Source organism: Aerosakkonema funiforme FACHB-1375, assembly GCF_014696265.1.
GTDB lineage: Bacteria > Cyanobacteriota > Cyanobacteriia > Cyanobacteriales > Aerosakkonemataceae > Aerosakkonema > Aerosakkonema funiforme_A.
In genome coordinates this window covers 156,350-180,023 of the sequence record NZ_JACJPW010000001.1, presented here as the reverse complement: position 1 = coordinate 180,023, position 23,674 = coordinate 156,350, and the positions used below count along the sequence as shown (strand labels likewise).

The window sequence follows — 23,674 nt, the reverse complement described above, 5'->3', positions numbered from 1 at the left end:
CTCCATTTCAGGATCGATCGCAAGGCAGGTGGAAAATTTAATACCAGTAGTAGGTAAGAAATATATCTCAGATAAAGGCAAGACCAGACTTTTGCGACTTAAGCTGGAAATATAGGTAGATCGAGGTGGCATATGGAAATTGGCGTTCCGAAAGAAACCAAGGATCGAGAATTTCGGGTCGGATTGAGTCCGAGTAGCGTGCGGGTGTTGGAGGAAGCCGGTCATAGTATCTTTGTAGAAACCGCAGCCGGTGTAGGTGCGGGTTTTACGGATGAAGATTATATTCAGGCAGGAGCTAAGATTGTACCCACAGCAGAAGAAGCCTGGAATCGAGAATTGGTAGTTAAAGTGAAGGAACCTCTGAAGGCAGAGTATCAGTTTCTTCAGAAAGAGCAGTTACTGTTTACTTATCTGCACTTGGCAGCCGATCGCACTTTAACCGAACATCTGATAGACTGCGGAGTAACTGCGATCGCCTACGAAACCGTAGAGCTGCCAGACGGCAAACTTCCCCTCCTTACCCCCATGAGCATTATCGCCGGACGCTTAGCCGTACAATTCGGAGCTAGGTTTCTGGAGAGACAGCAAGGAGGTCGAGGCGTTCTCCTGGGAGGCGTTCCCGGAGTTAGTCCCGGAAAAGTAACGATTTTAGGCGGTGGTGTCGTCGGTACGGAAGCAGCCAGAATTGCCGTCGGTATGGGCGCTAGAGTTCAGATTTTGGATATAAATGTAGAACGTTTAGCTTATCTAGAAACTCTGTTTGGCTCTAGAGTTGAATTGTTATACAGTAATTCTTCTGCGATCGAAGCTAATGTTCCAGATACCGATTTGCTCATCGGCGCAGTTTTAGTACTAGCGAAAAAAGCTCCCATCCTCGTATCGCGAGAATTCGTCAAAAAAATGCGTCCCGGTGCGGTTATTGTTGATGTGGCAGTAGACCAAGGTGGTTGTATCGAAACGTTGCGTCCCACCTCTCACACCAATCCAGTCTACATCGAGGAAGGAGTAGTACATTACGGCGTACCAAATATGCCGGGGGCCGTTCCTTGGACTGCTACTCAAGCACTCAATAACAGTACCTTACCGTATGTTTTGAAACTAGCCAATCGCGGTATCAAAGCACTGGAATTTGACCCAAATTTAGCCAAGGGATTAAACGTTCGCTCTCATCAGTTGGTGCATCCAGCAGTGCGCGAAGTGTTTCCCGATTTAGCGGACACAACAGACAAAAAAAGATGACTCTGCTAGACTTAAAAAAGCTTTAATTTACAGAGCGAGAAAGCGATTGTGAGCGATCGCATCCGACTCAGTAGATGTACGATCGCTCTTTAAGCAGTACGGAGAACACCTCTAGCTGCACATAGAACAGCAAGTTACTAATCCCAGCCACCGGGTTTATTTGATTCATGACCAAATAAACCCGGTCGATCGTACTCGACGCGAATATTGAGTTGGTATTCTAGCGGTAATCTGTTAAATTACGCTAGTGATTTTCATCACACCATTGTTTGACAGCTATCACGAAAATTATTTGGAAAACCTTGATAATAGAATTATAACCAAAATATCAATTCATACGAGGGTATAAAAATGTTAGCTATTTATAGTCTTTTATATCCCAGAAGCCACTACTATGGTGAAGTGAAACCAGAGAATTTAGTGTTTAATGCCAACATCCAAGAATTTGCACAACGGATAAATTACATCAGTTGTTTAGCAAGCAATGGAAAAATTTCGATGGAGCAGGCATTCAGCGATATCGAAGCGCTCTGGAAAGAACTGGAGAAAACCAAGCAGCAGCTGGGTGTGGGAGAAAATCCCTTTTCTGGCGAAACAGAAGAAAGTTAATTTGAGGATGGGCGATCGCGTTTTTGGCGGCACAGACATGACGATCGCCTTTCAAAAATTATGCGTCATGGTAATGCACCACTCTTGAAGATGTACTGATTGGGTTTAATAGAAATCAACAGGGATATAGAAGAATTTATCAATAAGTTCCAAACTCAAAGTCAGCTGATGTCTAAGAAACTCGTATCGGATGTGTGTAACTTCCTTGTCTAGAGTGTTGAGTGCAGCATTATCTAGTGTTGTTTTTTGGGCAGAGCCAGTCATCTTAAGGTTACTCAATCTAATCTAAACCAGGTTAGCCTCTCAAGCGATCGAACTTTGCCAAGGATCGCGATACCTTAAAAGATGTAGTCCGCAACACATCTGGAGGAAGCTATGGAACCAGATTATTTGCCCACCGAGGTGATTTTGACGCACCCGCGTCAGTCCCTCGGTAACATCAACCTAGACTGGGCACCGCAACCCGGTAACTATCTCGATCTAGAAGGGAAAACCTACGCCGTCCTAGAACGCCGCCACCGCTATCAACTCAGGTTAGGACGCTACAAATTGCACAAAATAGCCCTATACGTACAGTCCGCACCGCGCCCCACAGAGAGAAGTATTATAGAGGGACGCTGGGTGCTGGGGGATGCCGACTGCCGCTTCAACGCTCATTCCGAACTAATTCGCTGTGCGGTTAATCCAGAAGGGCCATGCGATCGCTGCCGCTTCTACGAAAAATCCTCAATGCAGTAGGTAGGATGGGCATTGCCCATCCTACTCGCCGTTTTGCAAAACCTCTCCGACCGCTAAACGCATTCCATTCGCAAAGTCCAAACCAGACTGAGCGCGTTTGCCTGCGGGTTGTACTTTTTGCAGCAGCAACAGTCCCTCTCCAGTTTGCACGAGGGGGCCAATTCCCTTGACAACAGCCACCACTTCTCCAGGGCTTGTTGTACGATCGGACAAGTCAAACCATTTTTCCTCCAACACTCTCAATTCTGAAGGCAGCTGCGATCGCATCTCAGGTGTAATCGGTGCTGTAGACGTGATTTTCAACGGCGCACCCCGAAAAGTTGCCACGCAGTCTGGGAAAAAACCCCTCACCTGATTGTGTAATTCCAAAGCCGGACGCGACCAATTAAGCGAGTAATTTTCTTTTTTAATTAGCGGTGCGTAAGTTGCTTGCGAAGAATCTTGAGGAATAGGAGTAAGCGCTCCTTTTTGCAGCTTCAGTAGCGTTTCTATCAACAAATCTGCTCCCAACACGGATAGAGTTTGGGCTAATTGTTCGGCATTATCCATTAGCGCTATGGGTGTATGAACTTTTAGCAGCATCGCACCCGTATCCATACCAGCATCCATCAGCATAGTGGTGATACCCGTTTCCATCTCGCCATTGTAGAGACACCACTGTATCGGTGCGGCACCTCGGTACTTGGGTAGCAGCGAACCGTGAACGTTGATGCAACCGAATTTGGGCATATCCAGAATTTCTTGAGAAAGAATTTGCCCGTATGCCACCACAACAAAGGCATCTGCCTGTGTTTGGCGCAGCAGATCCAGAGTTTCGGTATCTTTTTTAACCCGTTGAGGTTGCCAAATCGGCAGTTCGTGAGTCAAAGCAACCGTTTTGACTGGCGAGGGAGTTAGCTGGTTACCCCTTCCCCGCCGCTTATCCGGTTGGGTGACAACCGCCACAACCTCAAAATCGGGATGATTTAACAATTTCTCCAAGCTGGGCACTGCAAATTCGGGAGTGCCGAAAAAAACTACTTTCATGTTAGGGGTTAGGGGTTAGGGGTTAGGGGCTAGAAAAAGTCAAAAGTCAAAAGCAAGAGGGAACAGGGAGAGGGAATAGGAAATAGGGAAAGGGAGAGGGAAGAGGGAGGAGGGAGACAATTGAGCGAAAGGGAGAACTTTTGACTTTTGATTTTTGACTTTTGACTTTTGATTAATTATTATCAACGGAGATTTCCAGCCTGCGATTGCGTTGCAAGTTGATGGTAGTGTTATTCGGCACAAGAGGTCGAGTTTCTCCGTACCCCAACACTAGCCAGTGGTACTTATCACCTAACGTACTGGAGATATACTGTTCAACTGCTTGCGCTTGCCGAAAAGATAGCACTCGATTGTTATCTGCTTCTCCAGCGCTGTCAGTGTGGGCAGCAATACTGACTCTTGCGCCTGGGTACTTTTGCAATTCAGCGATCAGCTTATCCAAAATCAGGCGTGCTTCTTTCCGCAAAACAGCTTGGCTGTCTAAAAATAAAGCATCGCTGGGAAGTGTAGCCGTCAGCGTTTCTGGGGAAATGAGTACACCGGAGGAAGAAACTTGTTGGCTTATCTCTGCTGCTGATGCGGCGGAGTTGTTTGCCTGTTGCGGTTGGGCAGCAGCTTTCAGTTGCTGGGATATAACTTGCAATCGGGTTTCTAATGCTTCGGTGGGATTACTGCTACCGATTTGGTTTTCCAAGGTGGTGGCGCGATCGCGCAAAACCTTCAATTGCGCTTCTAACTGCTTGACTTCCGCTTCCAATTTCTGTCTCTGCTGTGGGGTTAGCTTTGGCGGTGGGGGAACAGCTGTTGCTTGAGTTTCAGAAGCGGACGCTTCTGTGGCAGCTGGGTTTTTGGCAAGAGTGGGCGAGTTTTTGACATCGCCGGGAAGTTGCAGCAATTTTGCCACTAAAGGCTTATTTGGCCTTGTCGCGGGATTCACCGTGGCGATCGCCACCCCTATTAACCCCGCTATAGCGCCTCCCACAGCCAAAAGCAGCAATCTGAACACTAAAATTAGTAAAAAGCGGCCAAAGCCAGGAGATTCCTCTGAATATTCCTTCACGCTTATTTACCTCATCCAAACACTTTTCCACAATAAAGCCAACGTAGCATCTGCGATAATATCTCAACCTGGTGATTTGGTATATCACCCTAAATTTGTCAACTCAGCAAGCAGCTGTTTGAATCTTTAAAAAAGATTATGGAACTTGCAAGTTAAAACTACCTTCCCCTGATATAAATAAAAGATAAACAAGCTCAACCTGTCCTTGGGTGTTCGTCCTCACACCGAAAACGCACTAAAGAGATTTATAAATGTTCCAACACCCATTGCTTCGTGGATGGTTCCGCACAAGACCATACTTTTTACCCTTGGCGGCCATACTGCTAATGATGTCGGGGATAGTCACTTTTGACTCATCTGCCTATCATACTTGGGCAGGCCCCCAAAGGCCGATCGGCAGTCGATTTTAGATTTGAGATTTTGGATTTTGGATTAAACGAGCATAATCCAAAATCCAGAATTTCCCAGGTAAAATTGACCGAAGCTTTCTGTAAATAGCAATACCTATAATTTAAGTATCTAGTTGTTTATCAGACCATAAAGTGTTTCTATAGACAAGATTTTTAATCCAGAATATGTAATCTGATATTTTCAGAGGTATAAATTTCTGCTCTGTTTCCGGACTCGCTCACATCAGGATCGATCGCTATCCTCAATCGGCCCTAAATATCAGGGAACATACAGTAGCCAATCCCGTCAAAGTTTGGGAGATTGAGAATTTTGAATTTTGTGCCAACCCAAACCTTAAGTAGCACCACTGTTTGGAATCAGAGTTTAGGATAGGGAAAAGGGCTTTTTTCCCAACTTAATTCTATTGCCCTCGCGCTCGGTCGGCAGATGCTGTTTGGCAATTGCTGAATTAGTATTTCCATAATCTTTCCAGCAAGTTGTCATCTATAGAAAGAGGGAAAGCACAAGTTCTACTAAAAGTCGGTTTGGTAAAAATCAAACTGCTAATTCCCAACAGGGAGGAAAAGAAACATGATCGATAAAATCAAAAGGGTGCTTTTAATCGCACTGGTAATCGCAGGAACAAGTATTGGCATAAGTTCCGAAGCGCAAGCGCAACGCTTTCCGCGCCGAGACAACGGCCAAGTAGAGCAAATTTTAAGCCGCATAGAAAGTAACACAGATAGGTTTCAGGATAGCCTAGATGACGCACTCGATCGCAGTCGTCTCAACGGCACCAACCAAGAAGATGAAATTAACCGATACGTCAAAGACTTTGAAAGGGCGACCGATCGTTTGCTCGATCGTTACGACAGAGGTCAAAATGTTACTTCCGATCTTCGTTCTGTACTTTCCAGTGCATCTAGAATAGACAATTTCCTGCAACGCAGGCGCTTAGGCCCCCGCGTTGAAAGAGACTGGTCTACTGTGCGCCGCAGTGTCAATGATTTGGAGGGCATTATTAGCAGAGCGAGGAGGTATTAATACAATCCTTTAGCACAAAGAAACCCGGTTTCTTTGAGAAACCGGGTTTCTGGCTGGTAATCAAAATTTCAAATTACCAATTTGAGATTGCAGATTGAATATTTCAATTTGCCATCTCAAATTTGAAATCTGAAATTCCCTTTATTGACACTCACCGCCCGTCATTGCGGTGATTCTTGGGCTGAATCATGCCTCTATTGACCAGTGTCAACTTTGGTCTTACAGTTTCATGTCTAGTCCGACTACACCTTTTACAGCAAGCACTCTTATGGACTACTCCCCAAGCGTAAATTCGGGTATGCCCTACCCTATTTGATTTCTTTTTTCGTCCTTACAGTTTGGATTTTTATACCATTGACTGTTAGGAATTTTGAGATCGCGGAGTAGGACGTTAAACCTGTTTCCTCATCGTTCTCAAGGGTACACGACCTCTTAGTATTGTATCAAAAGCCGTCCTAGAAGGACGGGGTTTTGAACCCAAAATTTTCGATAAAACAACTACTAACTCAGGTAGCGACCCGCCATCCGCATAGCATCGGCGATATCGACATCACCATCTCCGTCAGTATCCAAAAAGGTATTAAGCACCGGATTAGATCCCTGCTGTTGAGAAGTAGTCCCAGTTTGCAGGAAATTCAGGACTAGGGGAACTAATATCGGCAACATTTGTTGAATCATACCGGCATCCAACCCCGTTCTTTGTGCAACTGCCTGCACAACTTGCTGCACTTGGTTAAAACCGAAGATAGCATCGACAGCTTGGGGGTTGGGATATGTGCCGCTATATTGATTTACAAGACCCTGCGCTTGCTCAAAACCTTCATTAGCTTGCTTTTGCTGTAAGGCAGAACGAACGTGGTTTCCGACAACGGACAAGGCGGTTTGTACGGTTGAGGGGTCGGCACCGTAGCTATCACCCAGCTGCTGCACGGTACTGAGAATGCTAGCAATCTGACCTGTAGAGCCTTGCTGGTCGGAACTGTTTACTGCATTCAAAATTTGGTCTAAAAGTCCCATAATTGTTACACTTTGTTGTCTGTGTTTAAGAAATGTCGCACAATCGGCTGCTGTTGACATCTAGCTAATTGTAGATAATTGGGGGAATTTGAGAGATGGGTGGGGGTGGGGTGCGATCGCACTAATTCTTAAAGATAACCATATATAACTAGCAACTTGAGTTATTAAGTTCATAGGCTTGAGCTATCGTCTAATGACCAATCTGATTTAATCAAATAAATCCCAGATAATACTACTACAAACGTCAACCCGTCTAAGAAACTCAATCGTTCCCCAAAAATTGCCCAGGCTAAGAATGCCGCGATGATAGGTTCTAACAACATCATTACAGAGACAAAACCCGATGAAAATTGTTCGAGAGTATAAAATAATGCACCGACTCCAATTAAGGTGCAAAAAAGCCCTAGAGCAATAACAGCCAACCATCCAGAAAAGGAAACTGGAAATAGTCTATCTTCAAATAGCAATGTACATGGCAACAATAATAAGCAGCTCAAACTACAGTTCCAAATTAAAATTGTGGTTGTTTCAAATTTAATTCGGAGATGCTCTGTTACCAAAAGAACCCCAGCGTAAAAAAGGGCAGACAGTAATGCAATGCTGTCCCCTATCAATGTATCTTGAGCCAGATGGAAATCTTGAAAAGCAATTATGAGAGTACCTCCTAGCGCTAAGCTTGTCCCGATTAAAAAGCGACGATTAACATATTGACTTAACAGTAACCACCCACCTAAAATTGCAAATATGGGAGTTGTATTATGGAGGAGATTAGAGTTAGCAACGGTTGTTTTTGTCAGAGACCAAGCCCAAGTCACCAGGCAAGCTGAGTCGAAGCTAGCAATCAGGAATAAGTAGAAAAAATCCTGGATAGTATAAGCTTCCTTGGTAGTAGGTAACCGTTCGTTCTGCTTATCCCAAAGTATTTTGACACCACTCCCAAGGATTAAAGCTAGGCTGGCAATCCAGAAACGATTAAATGTTGTTGCATAAGGGCCTAACTCGTTTTCAGTTATGCGAGTTAGGATTGGTGAAAACGATAGGGTAATAACAGCAACCACTAAGCAGGTAATTGCCCAGATTGGAGATTCTTTAGTTGACACTATGAGCTTCCTTAAATAGATTTGCTAAGTAGGCATACTGGGTTTCTCTGAATTGACGCCGCAATTCACCTAAGCGCCTCACTTCTTTATATTCATCATTTAAAATAAACTCATTGAGCAAAGGCTGTACAGTATTTGTCTTAACAGAGATTGGCATAGTGCTGATATTCTTAAAAACCGAATTTTACAAACCTGAAAGAATACCTGTTTAGTCCCACAATGAATTTATTTATAATGTGAGAATGAATAGCTGGCAAAGCTAAATTTTGAGGTAATCTGCAATAAATTCGCCGTATTTATGCCTAATTTCCACAGGATGAAAAGAAAAGCCACGCAGTCTGCCTCGGCAATTCGAGGAATTACACAAGCATTGAAAAACGGAAATAAAAACGTACTCTGTTGTCTCATAATCCCAGGTAATTTCCTCACCTTCAGAGATGTCGAATAGAGCGATAAAATTGTATCCTCCGAACTGATTATTTCTAATTCCGGTATTAGGGTTACAGGAGTGATTAATTAGTCTTCCTGGAGCATCAAGTTCTGCGTGTAAATTAAAATCTATTTGCAGAGAGTAAAGCGTTCGCTCAGTAAGAAGTTCAACCCTCCTTCCAATGATGACGACTTCTCCTTTGTGAAAGTTCCGAACCGCAAAAACACCTAATCCTTTGTCAGTGTTTTTGACGATAACGTTTTCGTAAATTTTCGCTATCATAATTTTTTTACATCCTCATTTATTACCTTTCAAACATTGAATATTCAGGACAGCTATTATGGTTTATAGCAAAAGATATTTTGGCACTTTCTTTATTTGATGTCAAGCTAAAAGCGATAGAATATACTGGCTCTATTCCCATTCGTGACAAACTAAACGTGATTCTTTGCACAGACCTCGGCTCCGGCGTTGCATTCGGGCAAAAAAATTGTTGCCGATCGCAATCGATTGTGGCCCGAATGCGAAAGCCCCTACACAATACATATTTTGTCCAATAGTCAATTTATTCTACTGGACTGGCGCTCTAGGTGATCCAGACAGTTCCTCCTACTGGGTAGAAGACGGAAACTGGCGCCGGACCTAGAGGAGTTGTTTGTTCTTCCACAACTGCAATTAAATCTCCTCCTTTAAAGATGCTGAGATTTCCGCCCGAAACTACTTGTCTGTAATCACTGAGTGTACCCACTATTTGGATTCCGTCAATTCCTCTCTCGAAATTCCGAATGATGGCGTAGTCATTTGCACCGTTGCCAAGATAGAACGTTGTGTTTGTGGGATGGGATACACCGATCTCACCTGCAAGGGAGAAACCGTCTTGTCCCGGCAAACCGATGAGGGTATCGATCTCACCGCGTCCATCACTCCGCAGTATATAGTCGTAAGAAGGCTGGGGGCTTGTATTCTGGTAATCAACTCCATAAAAGAACCGAGTAGCCTTACCAAAGCCTTGTATTATGTCATTTCCAGGAGTACCGGAGAATTGGGGAAATCGCTCTTCGTATTGTCCAAAGCGTACAAAGTGATCGAACCCGGATGCAAATTCTTTTTTTGCTACAGCGTCAGCTACATCAGGGTTGAATAGTAGATAAGTCTGCTCACTGAAATAACTTGGAGAACGACTGACTCAAGCTGCGGGTGTAGGCTAGAATTTAGAGCCTTGAGCAACTCCTACTTGCACGGGCCTTGCCTCCAAACAGCAGAAAACTCTCTGCCAAGTTCATGCGTCCATCTCGCCTTTTCACGTTGATTGCCGGTCTCAGCCTACTTCTGGGTCTGGTAATTTGGCTGATTAACTCGCTATATCGCCTTTATGCTAATATTGCCTGGTCAGCGCCACCGCTGCTAGCCAATTTGCTGCTTTTCTTGCTGATTGTGCTGCTGGCGATGTTAATTGCAGCTTTTGGCTATTACGCGATGCAGTTCTGGCAGTCCCAGAATAAGCCGCGCCGTCGCAAAATTCAACCTAAAGTTCCGGAAGCGAAAACGGAAGCAGCAGCAGAAACGCTTCGCGCTGTGCGAAAGCAGGTGAAACAGATTCAGGATGAGGTGACGCGACAAGCTTTACTCAGTCGTTCTCGCGAAATAGAAGCGAATCTCGCTCGCGGTAACTTGCAAGTGGTAGTATTCGGGACAGGTTCGGCGGGTAAAACTTCTCTAGTGAATGCGTTGATGGGGAGGATGGTAGGACAGGTGAATGCGCCGATGGGAACGACTGAGGTGGGAGAAACTTACAATCTCAAGTTGAAAGGATTGGAACGGGAAATCCTCATCACCGATACGCCGGGAATTTTGGAAGCTGGGGTGGCGGGAACGGAACGGGAACAACTGGCGCGTCAATTGGCGACGGAAGCAGATCTATTATTATTTGTGGTAGATAACGATCTGCGAAAGTCGGAACACGAACCGTTGCGTGCATTAGCAGAAATCGGTAAGCGCAGTATTCTCGTTCTCAACAAAACTGACCTTTATATAGAACAAGATAAGGAAAAAATTCTGGCGCGTCTGCGGGAACGAGTGCGGGGATTTATCTCCATGTCGGATGTAGTTGCGATCGCAGCTAATCCCAAACCTGTCAAACTAGAAAATGGCGATCTCTTTACAGCCGAACCAGATGTCATGCCGTTAATCCGCCGTTTGGCAATCGTCCTCCGCGCCGAAGGCGACGACTTGATGGCAGATAATATTTTACTGCAATCTCAACGTCTGGGAGAAGAAGCGCGGAAACTCATCGATGCACAACGGCGGCGTCAAGCTGATAAAGTGGTAGAACGATTCCAATGGATCGGTGCCGGTGTGATTGCGGTAACTCCTTTGCCGGTGGTGGATTTGCTGGCAACGGCGGCGGTGAACGCTCAAATGGTAGTAGAAATCGGCAAAATTTACGGCTGCGACCTGAATATGGAACGCGGACGAGAATTGGCGCTTTCTTTGGGGAAAACGCTGGCGAGTTTGGGAATTGTCAAGGGTGCGATCGAATTACTTTCTACCGCTCTGCAACTTAACCTTGCTACCTATTTAGTGGGTAAAGCAATTCAAGGCGTCACTGCTGCTTATCTTACCAGAATTGCGGGTAAAAGTTTTATCGAATATTTTCGTCACGATCAAGATTGGGGCGATGGCGGAATTACCGAAGTGGTGCAGCGCCAGTTTCAGTTAAACCGAAAAGATGAATTTGTGAAGGTTTTCGTCCAACAGGCAATTGCGAAAGTAGTTCAGCCTTTGGCAAACAACGCGCCAGAACTAGAGGAAAACGAAGAACTGGAAGAAGAGGAACAAGAGGAAGAAATTAAATTACAGCCAGAGTATGTCCAAGACGACTGGCTTAAGCCATCTCCCCAGCGCGATGATTGGTAGGGGCTAAATGTTGCGAAAATTACCGAATCTTTGCTTTTCACCCGTCCCTAAGCTGCCAAGCATCTAAATGTTTACCTGGGACGACCATTTTGCTTATACCACAAGAATACGATCGAAGTTGGCTCTAAAACCTAGATGTCTTGCCAGCTTACAACCGCACACGACTAACCTCGTTTTTCAAGGCTTATCTACCTTCAGCCTAACTATTTTATTTGTCTAATCCTAAGAATATTAAAAAAATATAAAATTTTTTGGCTAAAGTGTCATATGATGTATTTAAGGTAGATTTTGGAGGCGCTTCGATCTTCTATCGGCTCATGTTCCCTGTGGACATTTAATCCCCAAGAGCCTAGATTAATCGTGGAAATTTCCCATTTCTGACTTTACCAACTAGCGATACCCAATCCACAATTCATAGCGATCCTAAATCAAGAAAGAACAATAAGCAATCAGTTGTTTAAGTAACTTAGGAGAAAAATTTGCAATATAAAGATGCAATTGCAGAAAAAACGTTGGATCGAGAGAATAATCAATCAAGTAAAACGGCGAACGCTCGACCACTATTGTCTTGGGAAGAACTCATTATATATAATAATCCAGCAAAGCAAAATCTAGGTAAAATGACTTCCCAAGAGGAGTTAGACAATATTACTCGCTTAGCTGCCTATATTTGCCAGAGTGCGATCGCGCTTATTTATCTTACCGATGGCACCCAGCAATGGTTTGCATCAGAAGGAAGTTTAGAAGGGTTACAGATATCTACGGATAGTGCCTGCCATGCCTATGCTCTTCTCCACAAGGAATTGCTAATTATTGAAGATACTTGGCAGGATACCAAATTAACTACTACTGCACTAGCCACTTTTACTCATTCTGTCCGTTTTTATGTCGGTATACCTTTAATTAACTGCCAAGGTGATTCATTTGGATGCTTGTGTGTGATGGACGTGAAACCGCGTCAGTTTACTAATTTACAGAAGGAAGGATTGCAAATTTTAGCTAAGCACGTAACTAACCAGTTAGAGTCGCACCATATGACATCACAGGTATTGCGAGAAAGCGAAACGAGTTTCCAACTGCTAGTGCAAAGTGTGAAAGACTATGCTATTTTTATGTTAGATCCCAATGGTTATATAATTACTTGGAATGAAGGCGCAGCAAAAATAAAAGGTTATCAACCAAAAGAAATTATCGGTCAGCATTTTTCCCGCTTTTATCCCCAAGAAGATATCCTACGCGACAAACCGAATCGAGTATTGAAAATGGCAGCAGCAGAAGGTAGGTTTGAAGAGGAAGCATGGCGGGTGCGAAAAGATCGATCGCGTTTTTGGGCTAATGTTGTCATAACGGCATTACGAGATGAAAGCGGAAAGTTAAAAGGTTTTGCGAAAGTAACGCGAGATATCACCGAACGCAAGCGTGCGGAAGAACAACTAATTCATAATGCTTTTCACGATGCGTTAACAGGTTTGCCCAACAGAACATTATTTATAGAACGTTTAGGACATGAACTCAGATATGCGAAGCGTCATCCAGAATATTTGTTTGCTGTATTGTTTTTGGATATCGATCGCTTCAAAACGATCAATGAAAGTTTAGGTCACGCAGTAGGGGATAGTGTTCTTAAAGCTATTGCCCAACGCTTAGAGACATTTTTCAAAGGTACAGATGCGATCGCTCGCTTTGGAGGAGATGCTTTTACCATTCTGTTAGAAGACGTCCTAAGCATTAGCGAAGCTAGTTGGATTGCCGAAAAAATTACCCAGGAATTAGCACTTCCTTTTTATATAAAAGAGCGAGAAATATTCATCACTATCAGTATTGGAATTGCTCTCAACTTTGAGGGGTTAACTCAACCGGATGACCTTTTGCGCGATGCGGAAATTGCTATGTTTATCGCCAAGACAGAAGGTAGGGCGCGTTATCAAGTATTTGATGCTTCTATGCACGATCGCGCCGTCAGGCGTTTACAGTTAGAAAATGACTTGCGACGTGCAATTTCTGGCGATGAATTGAGGTTGTTTTATCAACCAATAGTATCTCTAATTACTGGTAAAATTACTGGTTTTGAAGCATTATTACGCTGGCAGCATCCTCAGAAAGGATGGGTTTATCCAGGAGAATTTATACCTTTGGCCGAAGAAACTGGCTTAATTTTACCTATGGATTTGTGGGTGCTGCGCGAAAGTTGTCGGCAACTGAAACAATGGCAAATTCAATATCCCAATTATCGATATTTAACAATTAATGTAAACCTCTCCGGTCAACAGTTTTCTCAACCAAATTTACTGGAAAAAATAGATATAATTTTGGCAGAAACAGGACTGGATGCCGAACATTTAAAATTAGAAATTACAGAAGCTTTTTTGATAAACAAACCTGAAGAAGCAAGCGCTACTCTTAAACTTTTGAAAAAGCGACAAATCAAATTGGCTATAGATGATTTCGGTACAGGTTATTGCGGATTAAATTATCTACACCGCTTTCCCTTAGATACATTAAAGATTGACCGTTCTTTTGTTAGTAAATTGGGCGTTGAACGAGAAGTTTCCATAATTGTAGAAGCCATAGTTTCTCTTGCCCATAATCTTGGGATGGAAGTAGTTGCGGAAGGGATAGAAACAAAGGAACAGCAAGCACAACTACAAGCTATGCAATGCGAGTACGGACAAGGATATTTATTATCGAAACCACTGGATAAGGAAGCTGCACAATTGCTAATTGCGAGTTCGAGTTTATAGTTAGGGCGTCGGGACTAGGGCGTCGGGGCTAGGGAAGAGGGAAATAATGGCTATGTTAAAATTAACAACAGCTATATGTGTATAAATCGGCTCTATTACTCGCAATACAGCTGCTTTGGCTGCGATTATGCTGGGATTTTGAGTATCTTTTGGTTTGTCGCAAAATTTCCACTACCATTTGTCTTTGCATTGGAGTTAACGCTGTTAACCTATCACCCCAAAGTATTTGCAATTCTTCTTGATTAGCTTCATCATCAAACGGGAAACACACAGCCATCGCTCCACTTCGTCACACTATAAAGATATGGAAAAGTAGCGTCATCTACTTCCGCGTATATACCGAAAGCAGTCAAAAATCTGCACAAAAACTACTTAGGTTTAAATACTCAATAGCTGTCAGCGATCGGTTGTTCGCTATCAGTGAGAATTTCTGGCATCCAAGAACTTCAGCTGTTGGTAAAGCATGGTAATCTTAGGCAAATTAGCACCCTTCTGTTGTGCAAGGCGTAAAGGATTACCGAACATAGTTTCTACTTCCAGAGGTCGCTTTTCATCGTAATCAATTTTCATGCTGGTACGATACGGCTTCATTTTGACAGTCCAATCCAGCATCATTTCAATAAAGCTATCGGCGATAATGCGATCGCAACTTTTTGCCCCCGCCGCCACTTCCCACATTAACTCTTCGACTAAAGCGCGTGTATGGGTATTCCCCATCAGCTCGTCAGTTCTGGCATCGAGAACCACAGAAAGCCCATTATATGGTATATTCCATACTAACTTCTGCCAACGTGCCAGCAGCAAATCTGCCGCTAACTTAATTGGAATACCAGCGCGATCGAAATCAGCCGCAATCTGACACATCCGTGTTGTGATACCCTGTGAGTTATAACCGATCGCATATTCGGCAAACTTAACTTCACCGTAATCCAAGTGACGGATATGTCCCGGCCCTACTTTATTGGAACACAGAAAGCACAATCCGCCCATAACTCTTTTGTCACCGACAATTTCGGCGACTTCATCCTCTACTCCCAATCCGTTTTGCAGTACCAAAACCACACCATCATCCTTGACAACGCTGGGTAGCAATTTTGGTAGCAGGTGATTGTGAGTGGTTTTGAAGGCGACGATTACCACATCGCAAGGCGGCATTTTCTGCACGTCATCGTAAGCGCGGACATCGGGAAGCGTGAAGTCGCCATCTTTTGACTCGATAACTAAACCGTGCTTGTTAACGTGTTCGTAATCGCTGTGCAGCAGGAAATGCACATCCGCACCAGCTTTTTGCAAACGGGAACCGTAGAACCCGCCCAGCGCACCAGTACCGAGTATGGCATAGGTGCGATCGGAAAATGACTCCATCAACTTTTCCTCAAGCGACTTGCGATATCCTACTGTGCCGGATTTAATACTCTAGCGCACCAATCGCTCCAACTACCAGCATAAAGCTTGCCCGTATTAATTCCAGCGATTTCCAGCGATAATAAATTCACGCAGGCAGTCACGCCAGAACCACAATAAACCATAATTTCTTCAGCGGACTCAACACCTGACCAGCGCTGCTTTTGCTCTGTGACCGATCGTAACCTGCCCAATTCGTCTGTGACATCTTGCCAGGGATAATTAACCGCACCTGGGATATGTCCCGCAATCGGATCGATCGGTTCTCGTTCGCCTCGGTAGCGATCGGCCTCCCGCGAATCGACTAAAATCACTTGTGGTGGTGCTTGACGGGATTTGACCGCATCAATATCTACAACAAAATGCGATCGAACTGCTGGCACAAATTTCCCTGGTTTGGGCATAGGAAGCGCATTTGTGACCGGATAACCACCCGATAACCATGATTTCCAACCGCCATCAAGTAAAGCTACCTTGTCATGTCCCAGGTAGCGCAGCAGCCACCAAAACCGAGAAGCAAAAGCAAAGCGGGAATCATCATAGGCGACTGCTAAAGTTTCTTGCCAATTTATCCCGATAGCCGCTAATTTTTGCCCTAACTCAGTTGGATTTGGCAGTGGGTGACGTCCGCCATACTTACTCACAGACGAAGAAAGGTCGCGATTGAGGTCAAGATAGTGCGCCCCCGGAATGTGACTTGTTTTATACTGTTGGCGTCCCAATTCCGGATCTCCCAGAGAAAAACGACAATCAACGATAACTACCTGGGCGTCGTTGAAGTGTTCCGATAGCCATGCTGGCGAAACTACAAATGGGATTTCATTGACAACTCCCCTGCCTGAAGCCGAGGGTATTCTTGGTTCAATGGGATAGCTCATGCTACTTGCCCTCCCCAAAATTCACCGCGATGTGCCCCACCGCTGTATAGCCACGTTGCAAAACGACTTGCGCTGCTGCCACATCTCGATTCGTTTCATAGCCGCACTCAGGGCAATTATGGACTCGCTCAGATAACGGCTTTTTGCCCGTATGGGTTTGACATCTAGGGCAGGTCTGACTTGTTCCGTTTGCGTCTACTTTGGCAAAATACACACCACGCTTGAAGCAAACATGGTTTAGGATGCTGAGAAATTGCCCAAACCCAGCGTCTAGCGTATGCTTGCAAAGCATTCCCGCTGACATGGATTTGAGATTCAAATCCTCAGCAAAGACGATTTGCGCTTGGTCGCATAAATGATGAGCTGTCTTGAAGTGAAAGTCTTTGCGACTATTCGAGATGTATTCGTGGTGCTTAGCTATTTGATGATGCAGTTGACGAAACTTTCTAGAACCCTTTTTCTTGCGCTTTAGTTGGCGTTGCAGCAATTTCAGCTTGCGTTGCCCATCCACAAAGAATCCAGGTCTATCAATCAACTCGCCATCAGACGTTGCCAAAAAGTGTTCCAAACCTAAACCAATCCCTATTCCATGCCCTGATGCTGAGGACTGAGGTGCATCAATATCGCATTGCAAGGTAAGCATGGCATAGTAACCAGAAGCCCGTCTCACAACACGAATTTGCTTGACTTCAAATCCTTCAGGGATTGGGCGCGACAAGTGCATTTTGACCAAGCCAATCTTCGGCAGGTTAACCCAGTCTGCACCGTCAAAGCGCTTGACGGATTCCAAGTTCAACTGAGGAAACACAAATGAGCGCATCCTTTTTTTGAATCTAGGAAATCCATGTCCGCGTTCCCACATAGCCACAAACGCCGCCTCTAATTGGCGCAACACTTGCTGCAAAACATGAGTATGCGCGAGTTTTAACTCAGGGATTGCTTTCTTCGCTTCTGTCAGTGTCTTGCACTGACGAGCGAAGGTTGGACGTGGTGCATCGGCAGGGATGATGTATTCCTGTTTGATGCTGCACGAGTTGAGATCGCACTTGCGAGAATTGACCCAATCTTTTCGTTCGCGCAACCCATAATTGTATACCTTCCGGCAAATCTCGACGCAGTGGTCAAAGGTTTCGCGTTGCGCGTTGGTAGGAATGAGTTTGTACTCGTAGGTGAGATTCAGCATACAACCATTATGCTCTCGATAAAGTGGTGATGGCGGATGGAAGCCAGAGTTCCCAGTAAGCAGTCTAGCAACCGATGAGGCGTTATTCCACCAAACGCAAGATTTCCAGATTCTTCTTCCCCTAACCCCTAATCCCTAACCCCTAATCCCTAACCCGTTGCTATATTACCAAAATCAGCAGCGATACTGTGGGGCTTCCTATATCAATTGGTTAAAATTTAGGATCGATCCGACAGATCTCAAGCAACGGAGACTGAAAATTTGGTTGCCTCTAAAGATACCCCAGCAGATACGCTATCGAAGACAGAACAACTGCCTTTGGTGACAGACCCGACTGTACTGGAGCAAGTCATTATCAACAAGCTTAACAGTCGCATCTATCCTCGTGGTGAACTGGTAATGCCTTGTGTACCGGCCATGCTGGATCATTACGTACAGCGACTGAAAATACTGTTCGAGACACTTGGCAGAGCCTTCTCTCCGGAAGAACTGGAGCAATTGCGTCAAGTTATGGGACGCAGGTTGCAAGAAGGATTTAGCGCCTCGCCCCATTCCAATATCATACTTAAGTACGAGCCAGCTAAACCACCCAATGTAGGTTTAACGTGCAATCTTTCCACAGCCGTTTCATCGGTTGCAGACCAATACAAAAACTGGGTTGAAACCAGAAAACCACCTTTGTTTGGTTCTCATGCAGATGCTAAAGTTTTAAAGTTAGCGGCTGAATTAGGGCAAGATCCCGGCTCTACACCAGTTCTGGATGTGGGAGCGGGAACCGGTCGCAATACCTTACCTCTAGCTAGGCTGGGCTATTTAGTTCACGCGATCGAATTAACACCTGCTTTTGTCGAGCAAATACAAGCTGCTGTAGAAGCAGAAGGTTTACCTGTAGTAGTCACCCCAGGTAATATCCTCGATCCGATGGTGCGGATGCGACCCGCACACTACAAAATAGCAATAGTTTCAGAAGTGATTTCTCATTTCCGAGATGCGGATCAACTGCGATTGTTACTTGCCAAAATGTGCGATGTGCTTCGCTCTGGTGGGTTGTTATTGTTTAACAGTTTCTTAACAGTAGATGGTTACGAACCCCCTCGAGCAGTACGGGAAATGTCAGAAGTGGCTTGGTCGGCTATTTTTACGCGATCGGATCTGGCTTTAGCAATGGAAGGGCTGCCGCTAGAACTCATTTCCGATGAATCTGTGTTTGAATACGAAAAGCAACACTTACCTCCAGAGGCATGGCCTCCTACAGGATGGTTCGCTAATTGGTCAACAGGGCGAGACTTATTCCCGATCGTTAACGGTAAGCCACCGATGGAACTACGCTGGCTTCTGTGCAAACGCCTTTAAAAATTAAAAATTAAAAATTAAAAATGAAACAGGAAAAACTTTTCATTTTTAATTTTTTGGCAGATCATTTGTTCCAGATTACTAAAACAACACCACCCACAATTAAAGTCAAACCCGCAATCCGACTCGCGGGTATTGTTTCCTTAAAAATAAAGTAGCCCAGCAGGAGAGCGAAAACGTAAACTAACGCCACTGCTGGCCCAGCAACGCTAAGTTTGACTCGCGTCAGTAGCAGAATATAAGCACAGGCTCCCAAAGCATAGCAAGCGAGGCCAAACAGTAGTTCTGGAGTGGTAATAATGCCGATAATATGGCCAAGCCAGTTGCTGGCGTTGACTTTTCCCAGCTTGGATGCGCCTGCTTTGAGGAAAAATTGCCCTGCCACACTTGTTAAAATCGAAACGAGAAACAGCCCAAACTCTGAAAAAGTCACAACCTATAATTCCCGTGCGAACATCTCGTACAATTTTAGATTTTAGATTTTAGATTTTAGATTTAATTGTAGGTTGCTAGGGATTGACAAAATGAAGATCGATTTATAGGCACTACCACTAGCACCAGAGTTAAAATCGAGTCGAGTATAAGCATAAACAAATATCATGACCAGCGTTGTGAAATCTCCCTACACAAGCGAACAAATTGCAGCTTGGCTGCGCGGCTTGCTCACTATTGCTTGGGCTGACGGTAACTTTGACGAACAAGAACAGCAGTTAATTGCCTCTCTGACTCAGAATGAACTTGCTCCCAAAGTTGATTTGGGGTCTTTGACACAAATTACGCCGGCAGAATTAGCAGCCATTTTGGGGCCAAAAACCCATGCGGCTGAAAATTTCTTGCGGACTGCTTTTATGGTGGCATTGGCAGATGGCGTTTATTCTAGTAGTGAGGATGAACTGCTACACCAGTTTTGCGAGGCTCTCGGTCAAAAGGATGAGATTTTAGAGTCTCTGCGTCATACACTCTATGAAGAGAAGGCAGAGGCACCGATAAGCGAGGAGCCTGATGGCAAGACACCACCAGCAAAGGATTACCAACCGCCTAAACAGCCAGGGGATGCGCTCAAACCGGTGCGGAACTGGCTAGACGGATTGGAAGTTCACGATCCCAGAGTGGCTCGCTTTTTGTGCAAAATGATTCCCTCCCAGTGTCCTTTTGAGCGAGACGTAATGCTGTTTGACCACAAGGTTGTCCACATTCCGCCGCTGTGTAAGCTCAATCCACTTTACGATCAGCTGGTGGGTTTGCGTTTTCGGGCGCTCTCCTATTTGGCAGATAGGTGCGGTGAAGATGTGTCGCAATATTGTTAGCAGTCATCAGTCATCGGTGATTGTGAGGATTAACTGTGCAATGACCAATGACCGAGACTAATTACTAATATGCAATTATGCAATTTATTGACCAAGCAGAAGTTGAAGTAGAAGCTGGGAAGGGAGGCGATGGTATTGTCGCCTTCCGACGGGAAAAGTATGTTCCGGCTGGGGGGCCATCGGGGGGCAATGGGGGCAAAGGCGGTTCTGTGTTTTTAGTAGCGACAGAAAACCTACAAACATTGCTGGATTTTAAATATCATCACCGTTTCAAGGCGGAAGATGGGGGACGTGGGGGGCCGAATAATCGTACTGGGGCAAATGGAAGCGATCGCACTATCCAAGTTCCCTGCGGTACAGTTGTTTACGATACAGAGACTGAGGAAATTCTAGGCGATTTGGTAGAACCCGGGCAAACCCTTTGTGTCGCTAAAGGCGGTAAAGGCGGACTGGGAAACCAGCATTTTTTGAGCAACAGCAACCGCGCTCCCGAATATGCCCTTCCGGGACTGGAGGGAGAAAAAAGACTGCTGCGTCTGGAATTGAAACTCTTAGCATCTGTGGGAATTATCGGTTTGCCGAATGCAGGCAAATCTACTCTAATTTCAGCCATTTCAGCCGCTCGCCCTAAAATCGCAGATTACCCGTTTACAACGTTGGAGCCGAATTTGGGCGTGGTACGCAAACCAGACGGCGATGGCTGCGTTTTTGCAGATATTCCGGGGCTAATTGAGGGTGCCCACTTGGGAGTCGGTTTGGGTCACGATTTTTTGCGCCATATCGAGCGCACTCGTTTGCTGCTGCATTTGATTGATGCGACCGCAGACGATCCGGTAGCTAATTATGAAACGATCGAGCAGGAGTTGCAAGCATACGGCAGAGGATTGCCACAACGCCCGCAAATTCTAGCACTCAACAAAATGGATGCGGTAGGAGACGATCGCGATGTGGAAGCGATCGCATCTAAACTCCAAGATATCAGCCAGGTTCCTGTTTTCCAGATCTCTGCTGTCAGCCATATCGGATTGGAGTCGATGTTGCAGGAAATTTGGCGAATGCTGGAAGAGAGGGAATAGGGGATAGGGGCTAGGAACTAGGGAAGAGGGAAAAAGTCAAAAGTCAAAAGTTAAAAGTCAAAAAGAAGAGTAATAGGGAGATGGGAAAGGGAAAAGGGAAAAGATTTATTCTCCCACTCCCCCACTCCCCCACTCCCCCACTCTTCCCCTAGCCCCTAACCCCTAGCCCCTAGTCCCTATCCCCTAGCCCCTAGTCCCGATTGCGAGCATTAACAGACTGGGTTTCTTCCAACCGATTGGTGGGGGTGACGGGAGAAGGAATAGAAGTATCCGGTGGAGACCCATCTCCAATAGGCAACTTAGGAGTGGGGATCGGTTTGCTGAAGTATTGATAGGTTACGCGAGAGATCTTGTTGATCAGTTGTGTTGCTCGCGTATCGTTGCGCGGACGTTGAACCATCACAGATGCAATATAACGCTTGCCGCTCGGTAAATCGATTAAGCCTACATCAGCGAGCATAGAACCAATATTACCGGTTTTGTGAGCAATTGTGGCTTCTTTTCCGAGCCCGCGTGGCAGGAGAGAGTTATTGACTGTTCGGCGCATAATATCGAGGAGACGATCGCGCGATCGCAGGGATACCAACTGGCCTTGGTTTACCCGCGCCATCAATGTTGCTAACTCTTTGGCACTCGTGGTATTCGTTCCTTCTATATCCGGTAGTTTGTTGCGAATCTCAGTTGCTGTCAGTCCCCACTCTCGGAAACGCTGATTTAGTACTTGCGAACCTCCCAAGCGAGCGATCAGCATATTGGTGGCGCTGTTATCGCTGTTGATAATCATTTGAGTTGCCGTTTCCAGAGCCCTAAACTTTGTTCCGGGCTGCTTATACTGCATTTTACCGGAACCATCGGCTCTATCTTCTTCTCGTAGCGTCAGTTCTTCATCTAAGCGGATTTTGCCAGCATCTACATCTTGGAAAAAGGCCACTAGAATCGGTACTTTAATCGTGCTAGCCGCCGCTAAGGGGGAAGTCGCCTTCCAGTCTAGATAAGTACCCGTATCGAGATCGAGGATAAATATTGCGGGAGCCAATTGTGAATACTCAGTCATTAAAGACTGTATTGCATTCCTTAGAGGCGGTATTTCTTGAGTCAGCCTGAGCGTCATGAGATTATCTCCTAACGTAGAGGCTGGCTTCAAACTAATATCTGCCACAACATTACTATTGTGGGAAGGATTGGGCGTACTGGAAACTCCACCTGGCTGGCGGTTAACTGGGTTCCAAATCGATAGCATTGTGCCGACAACGACACCCAGACCAATTCCCAAAATGAGTAAGCGCGTTCCGTAAACCAGCGTGGAGGGGAAGTTGCGGCGCTGCTGTGGCAACGAGCCGCTCTTAACTGGATTTCGGCTGGGATGGACGGAGGAAATGATGGCAGAATCTGCGGAACGAAGCCGCTGAGGGGATTTTCTGACTCTTTCCTGTCCTGCTTTTTTGCTCTCTTGACGACGATCGTTCTTAAGAATAGGACTTTTTGGCTGCCTCTGAGGCGGCGGTAAGGCTACCAAGCTTTTTCGGGGAGGACGACGGCTGCCATCATTCTGCATTTTCGATTTTCGCTGTTGGCTTTTGAGTAGGGGAATATCTTTGGCATTCCTACTCGTCCGGATTTGGGGAAAGGGGGGGATAGCGGTGGGTCTTATTCTGTCTCTGGGTGGTGGGACAGGGGGGACAGAAGTTAAACCAAACCTATTTCGATCCGGTGACTGGGGCGGCAATATATTTAAGCCATCCCACAAGTCATCATTTGCGGTTGTTTGTCTGAGGGAAAGATTGGAGATATTACCCTTCCTGACAACCTTGCTTCCCTTCTGCTTTTTAGCTGGGGTTGCTGGCGAGCGGTCGGGTTGACCGAACAGTTTTTCCCACCAGTGCAAGCGATCGCGGCTTTGCCCTTGAGTCCTGGGCGATCGACGCTGTGATGCAGAAGAACCCCTTCCCATAGATTGTCGGGGTTTCGATAACCCAGACCGATCGGTTGGTGTCCGGGCTATTTCCTGCCAATTAGGCACTTGCTGTTGTTTAAGCTGCCGTCGCCGCCGGCGACGAGGATGGCCCTTCTCGGACGCTGCCACGGATGACACCTCTTAGAAAGTTAACTTCGGATTGCAGATAGCAGATATCCTGCTACGCGATACTAGACCCAAAAAACTGT

General features: G+C 45.5%; 20 protein-coding genes. 9 read left to right on the top strand and 11 right to left on the bottom strand.

The genetic code is table 11. The annotated features are described in order from the left end of the window. Positions 1-132 precede the first annotated feature (132 nt). The 3 genes from ald (at position 133) to H6G03_RS00915 (ending at position 2,586) form a co-directional block, all read left to right on the top strand. Entirely contained in the window at positions 133-1,239 is a 1,107-nt protein-coding gene (gene ald / locus H6G03_RS00925; RefSeq protein ID WP_190461094.1) for an alanine dehydrogenase, read from the top strand. A gap of 351 nt (positions 1,240-1,590) precedes the next feature. Beyond that, entirely contained in the window at positions 1,591-1,848 is a 258-nt protein-coding gene (locus H6G03_RS00920) for a DUF7219 family protein (RefSeq protein ID WP_190461092.1), read from the top strand. Positions 1,849-2,223: 375 nt separating this feature from the next. Next, positions 2,224-2,586, top strand: coding sequence for a DUF6464 family protein (locus tag H6G03_RS00915; RefSeq protein ID WP_190461090.1), 363 nt, complete (start codon positions 2,224-2,226; stop codon positions 2,584-2,586). Between the two features lie 21 nt (positions 2,587-2,607). Here H6G03_RS00915 and fmt read toward each other — a convergent pair whose 3' ends face one another. Both fmt and H6G03_RS39200 read right to left on the bottom strand, forming a co-directional pair. Further along, on the bottom strand, positions 2,608-3,612 hold the full coding sequence (gene fmt / locus H6G03_RS00910; protein ID WP_190461088.1) for a methionyl-tRNA formyltransferase: 1,005 nt from the start codon (positions 3,610-3,612) through the stop codon (positions 2,608-2,610). 172 nt (positions 3,613-3,784) lie between these two features. Continuing rightward, on the bottom strand, positions 3,785-4,672 hold the full coding sequence (locus H6G03_RS39200; protein ID WP_190461086.1) for an OmpA family protein: 888 nt from the start codon (positions 4,670-4,672) through the stop codon (positions 3,785-3,787). Between the two features lie 981 nt (positions 4,673-5,653). Here H6G03_RS39200 and H6G03_RS00900 point away from each other — a divergent pair. After that, positions 5,654-6,106: a hypothetical protein gene (locus H6G03_RS00900; RefSeq protein WP_190461083.1), complete on the top strand. Its 453-nt coding sequence runs from the start codon at positions 5,654-5,656 to the stop codon at positions 6,104-6,106. Positions 6,107-6,607: 501 nt separating this feature from the next. Here the strand turns inward: H6G03_RS00900 and H6G03_RS00895 are convergent. From H6G03_RS00895 to H6G03_RS00880, 4 genes are all read right to left on the bottom strand, one after another. Beyond that, the gene (locus H6G03_RS00895; protein ID WP_190461164.1) at positions 6,608-7,123 is read right to left on the bottom strand and encodes a DUF937 domain-containing protein; all 516 of its coding nucleotides are present in this window, start codon (positions 7,121-7,123) and stop codon (positions 6,608-6,610) included. Between the two features lie 170 nt (positions 7,124-7,293). Further along, entirely contained in the window at positions 7,294-8,223 is a 930-nt protein-coding gene (locus tag H6G03_RS39195; RefSeq protein ID WP_190461082.1) for a DMT family transporter, read from the bottom strand. Beyond that, the gene (locus H6G03_RS00885) at positions 8,213-8,380 is read right to left on the bottom strand and encodes a hypothetical protein (protein WP_190461080.1); all 168 of its coding nucleotides are present in this window, start codon (positions 8,378-8,380) and stop codon (positions 8,213-8,215) included. The genes H6G03_RS39195 and H6G03_RS00885 overlap by 11 nt, the downstream gene beginning before the upstream one ends. A gap of 102 nt (positions 8,381-8,482) precedes the next feature. Continuing rightward, entirely contained in the window at positions 8,483-8,935 is a 453-nt protein-coding gene (locus tag H6G03_RS00880; RefSeq protein ID WP_190461077.1) for an SET domain-containing protein, read from the bottom strand. A 999-nt stretch (positions 8,936-9,934) separates the two neighbouring features. Between H6G03_RS00880 and H6G03_RS00875 the strand changes: the two genes are divergently transcribed. Together H6G03_RS00875 and H6G03_RS00870 are read left to right on the top strand one after the other, a co-directional pair. After that, positions 9,935-11,569 (top strand): YcjF family protein, encoded by a 1,635-nt coding sequence (locus H6G03_RS00875; protein ID WP_190461076.1) that lies wholly within the window; start codon positions 9,935-9,937, stop codon positions 11,567-11,569. A 479-nt stretch (positions 11,570-12,048) separates the two neighbouring features. Continuing rightward, a complete protein-coding gene (locus H6G03_RS00870; RefSeq protein WP_190461073.1) occupies positions 12,049-14,310 on the top strand; it encodes a sensor domain-containing phosphodiesterase in 2,262 nt (753 codons plus the stop codon). Between the two features lie 417 nt (positions 14,311-14,727). On the opposite strand, the gene H6G03_RS00865 is transcribed toward H6G03_RS00870, so the two are convergent. The 3 genes from H6G03_RS00865 to H6G03_RS00855 are packed head-to-tail and all read right to left on the bottom strand — an operon-like array spanning position 14,728 to position 17,775. Then, positions 14,728-15,675, bottom strand: a complete 948-nt coding sequence (locus H6G03_RS00865; protein WP_190461071.1) for a putative 2-dehydropantoate 2-reductase — start codon at positions 15,673-15,675, stop codon at positions 14,728-14,730. Positions 15,676-15,704: 29 nt separating this feature from the next. Beyond that, positions 15,705-16,592: a sulfurtransferase gene (locus H6G03_RS00860; RefSeq protein WP_190461069.1), complete on the bottom strand. Its 888-nt coding sequence runs from the start codon at positions 16,590-16,592 to the stop codon at positions 15,705-15,707. A gap of 1 nt (position 16,593) precedes the next feature. Beyond that, on the bottom strand, positions 16,594-17,775 hold the full coding sequence (locus H6G03_RS00855) for an RNA-guided endonuclease InsQ/TnpB family protein (protein WP_190461067.1): 1,182 nt from the start codon (positions 17,773-17,775) through the stop codon (positions 16,594-16,596). Between the two features lie 261 nt (positions 17,776-18,036). On the opposite strand from H6G03_RS00855, the gene H6G03_RS00850 reads away from it, so the two are divergent. After that, complete coding sequence (locus H6G03_RS00850; protein ID WP_190461065.1) at positions 18,037-19,128, top strand: class I SAM-dependent methyltransferase; 1,092 nt, start codon at positions 18,037-18,039, stop codon at positions 19,126-19,128. Positions 19,129-19,192: 64 nt separating this feature from the next. Here H6G03_RS00850 and H6G03_RS00845 read toward each other — a convergent pair whose 3' ends face one another. Further along, positions 19,193-19,561, bottom strand: coding sequence for an EamA family transporter (locus H6G03_RS00845; RefSeq protein WP_190461063.1), 369 nt, complete (start codon positions 19,559-19,561; stop codon positions 19,193-19,195). Positions 19,562-19,727: 166 nt separating this feature from the next. On the opposite strand from H6G03_RS00845, the gene H6G03_RS00840 reads away from it, so the two are divergent. Then, positions 19,728-20,435 carry a Mo-dependent nitrogenase C-terminal domain-containing protein gene (locus H6G03_RS00840; RefSeq protein ID WP_190461061.1) on the top strand — a complete coding sequence of 236 codons (708 nt, stop codon included), beginning with the start codon at positions 19,728-19,730 and terminating at the stop codon, positions 20,433-20,435. 77 nt (positions 20,436-20,512) lie between these two features. After that, positions 20,513-21,511 (top strand): GTPase ObgE, encoded by a 999-nt coding sequence (gene obgE, locus H6G03_RS00835; protein WP_190461059.1) that lies wholly within the window; start codon positions 20,513-20,515, stop codon positions 21,509-21,511. A 190-nt stretch (positions 21,512-21,701) separates the two neighbouring features. Here the strand turns inward: obgE and H6G03_RS00830 are convergent, their stop codons facing one another. Continuing rightward, entirely contained in the window at positions 21,702-23,594 is a 1,893-nt protein-coding gene (locus H6G03_RS00830) for a serine hydrolase (RefSeq protein ID WP_322111824.1), read from the bottom strand. Between the last annotated feature and the right edge of the window lie 80 nt (positions 23,595-23,674).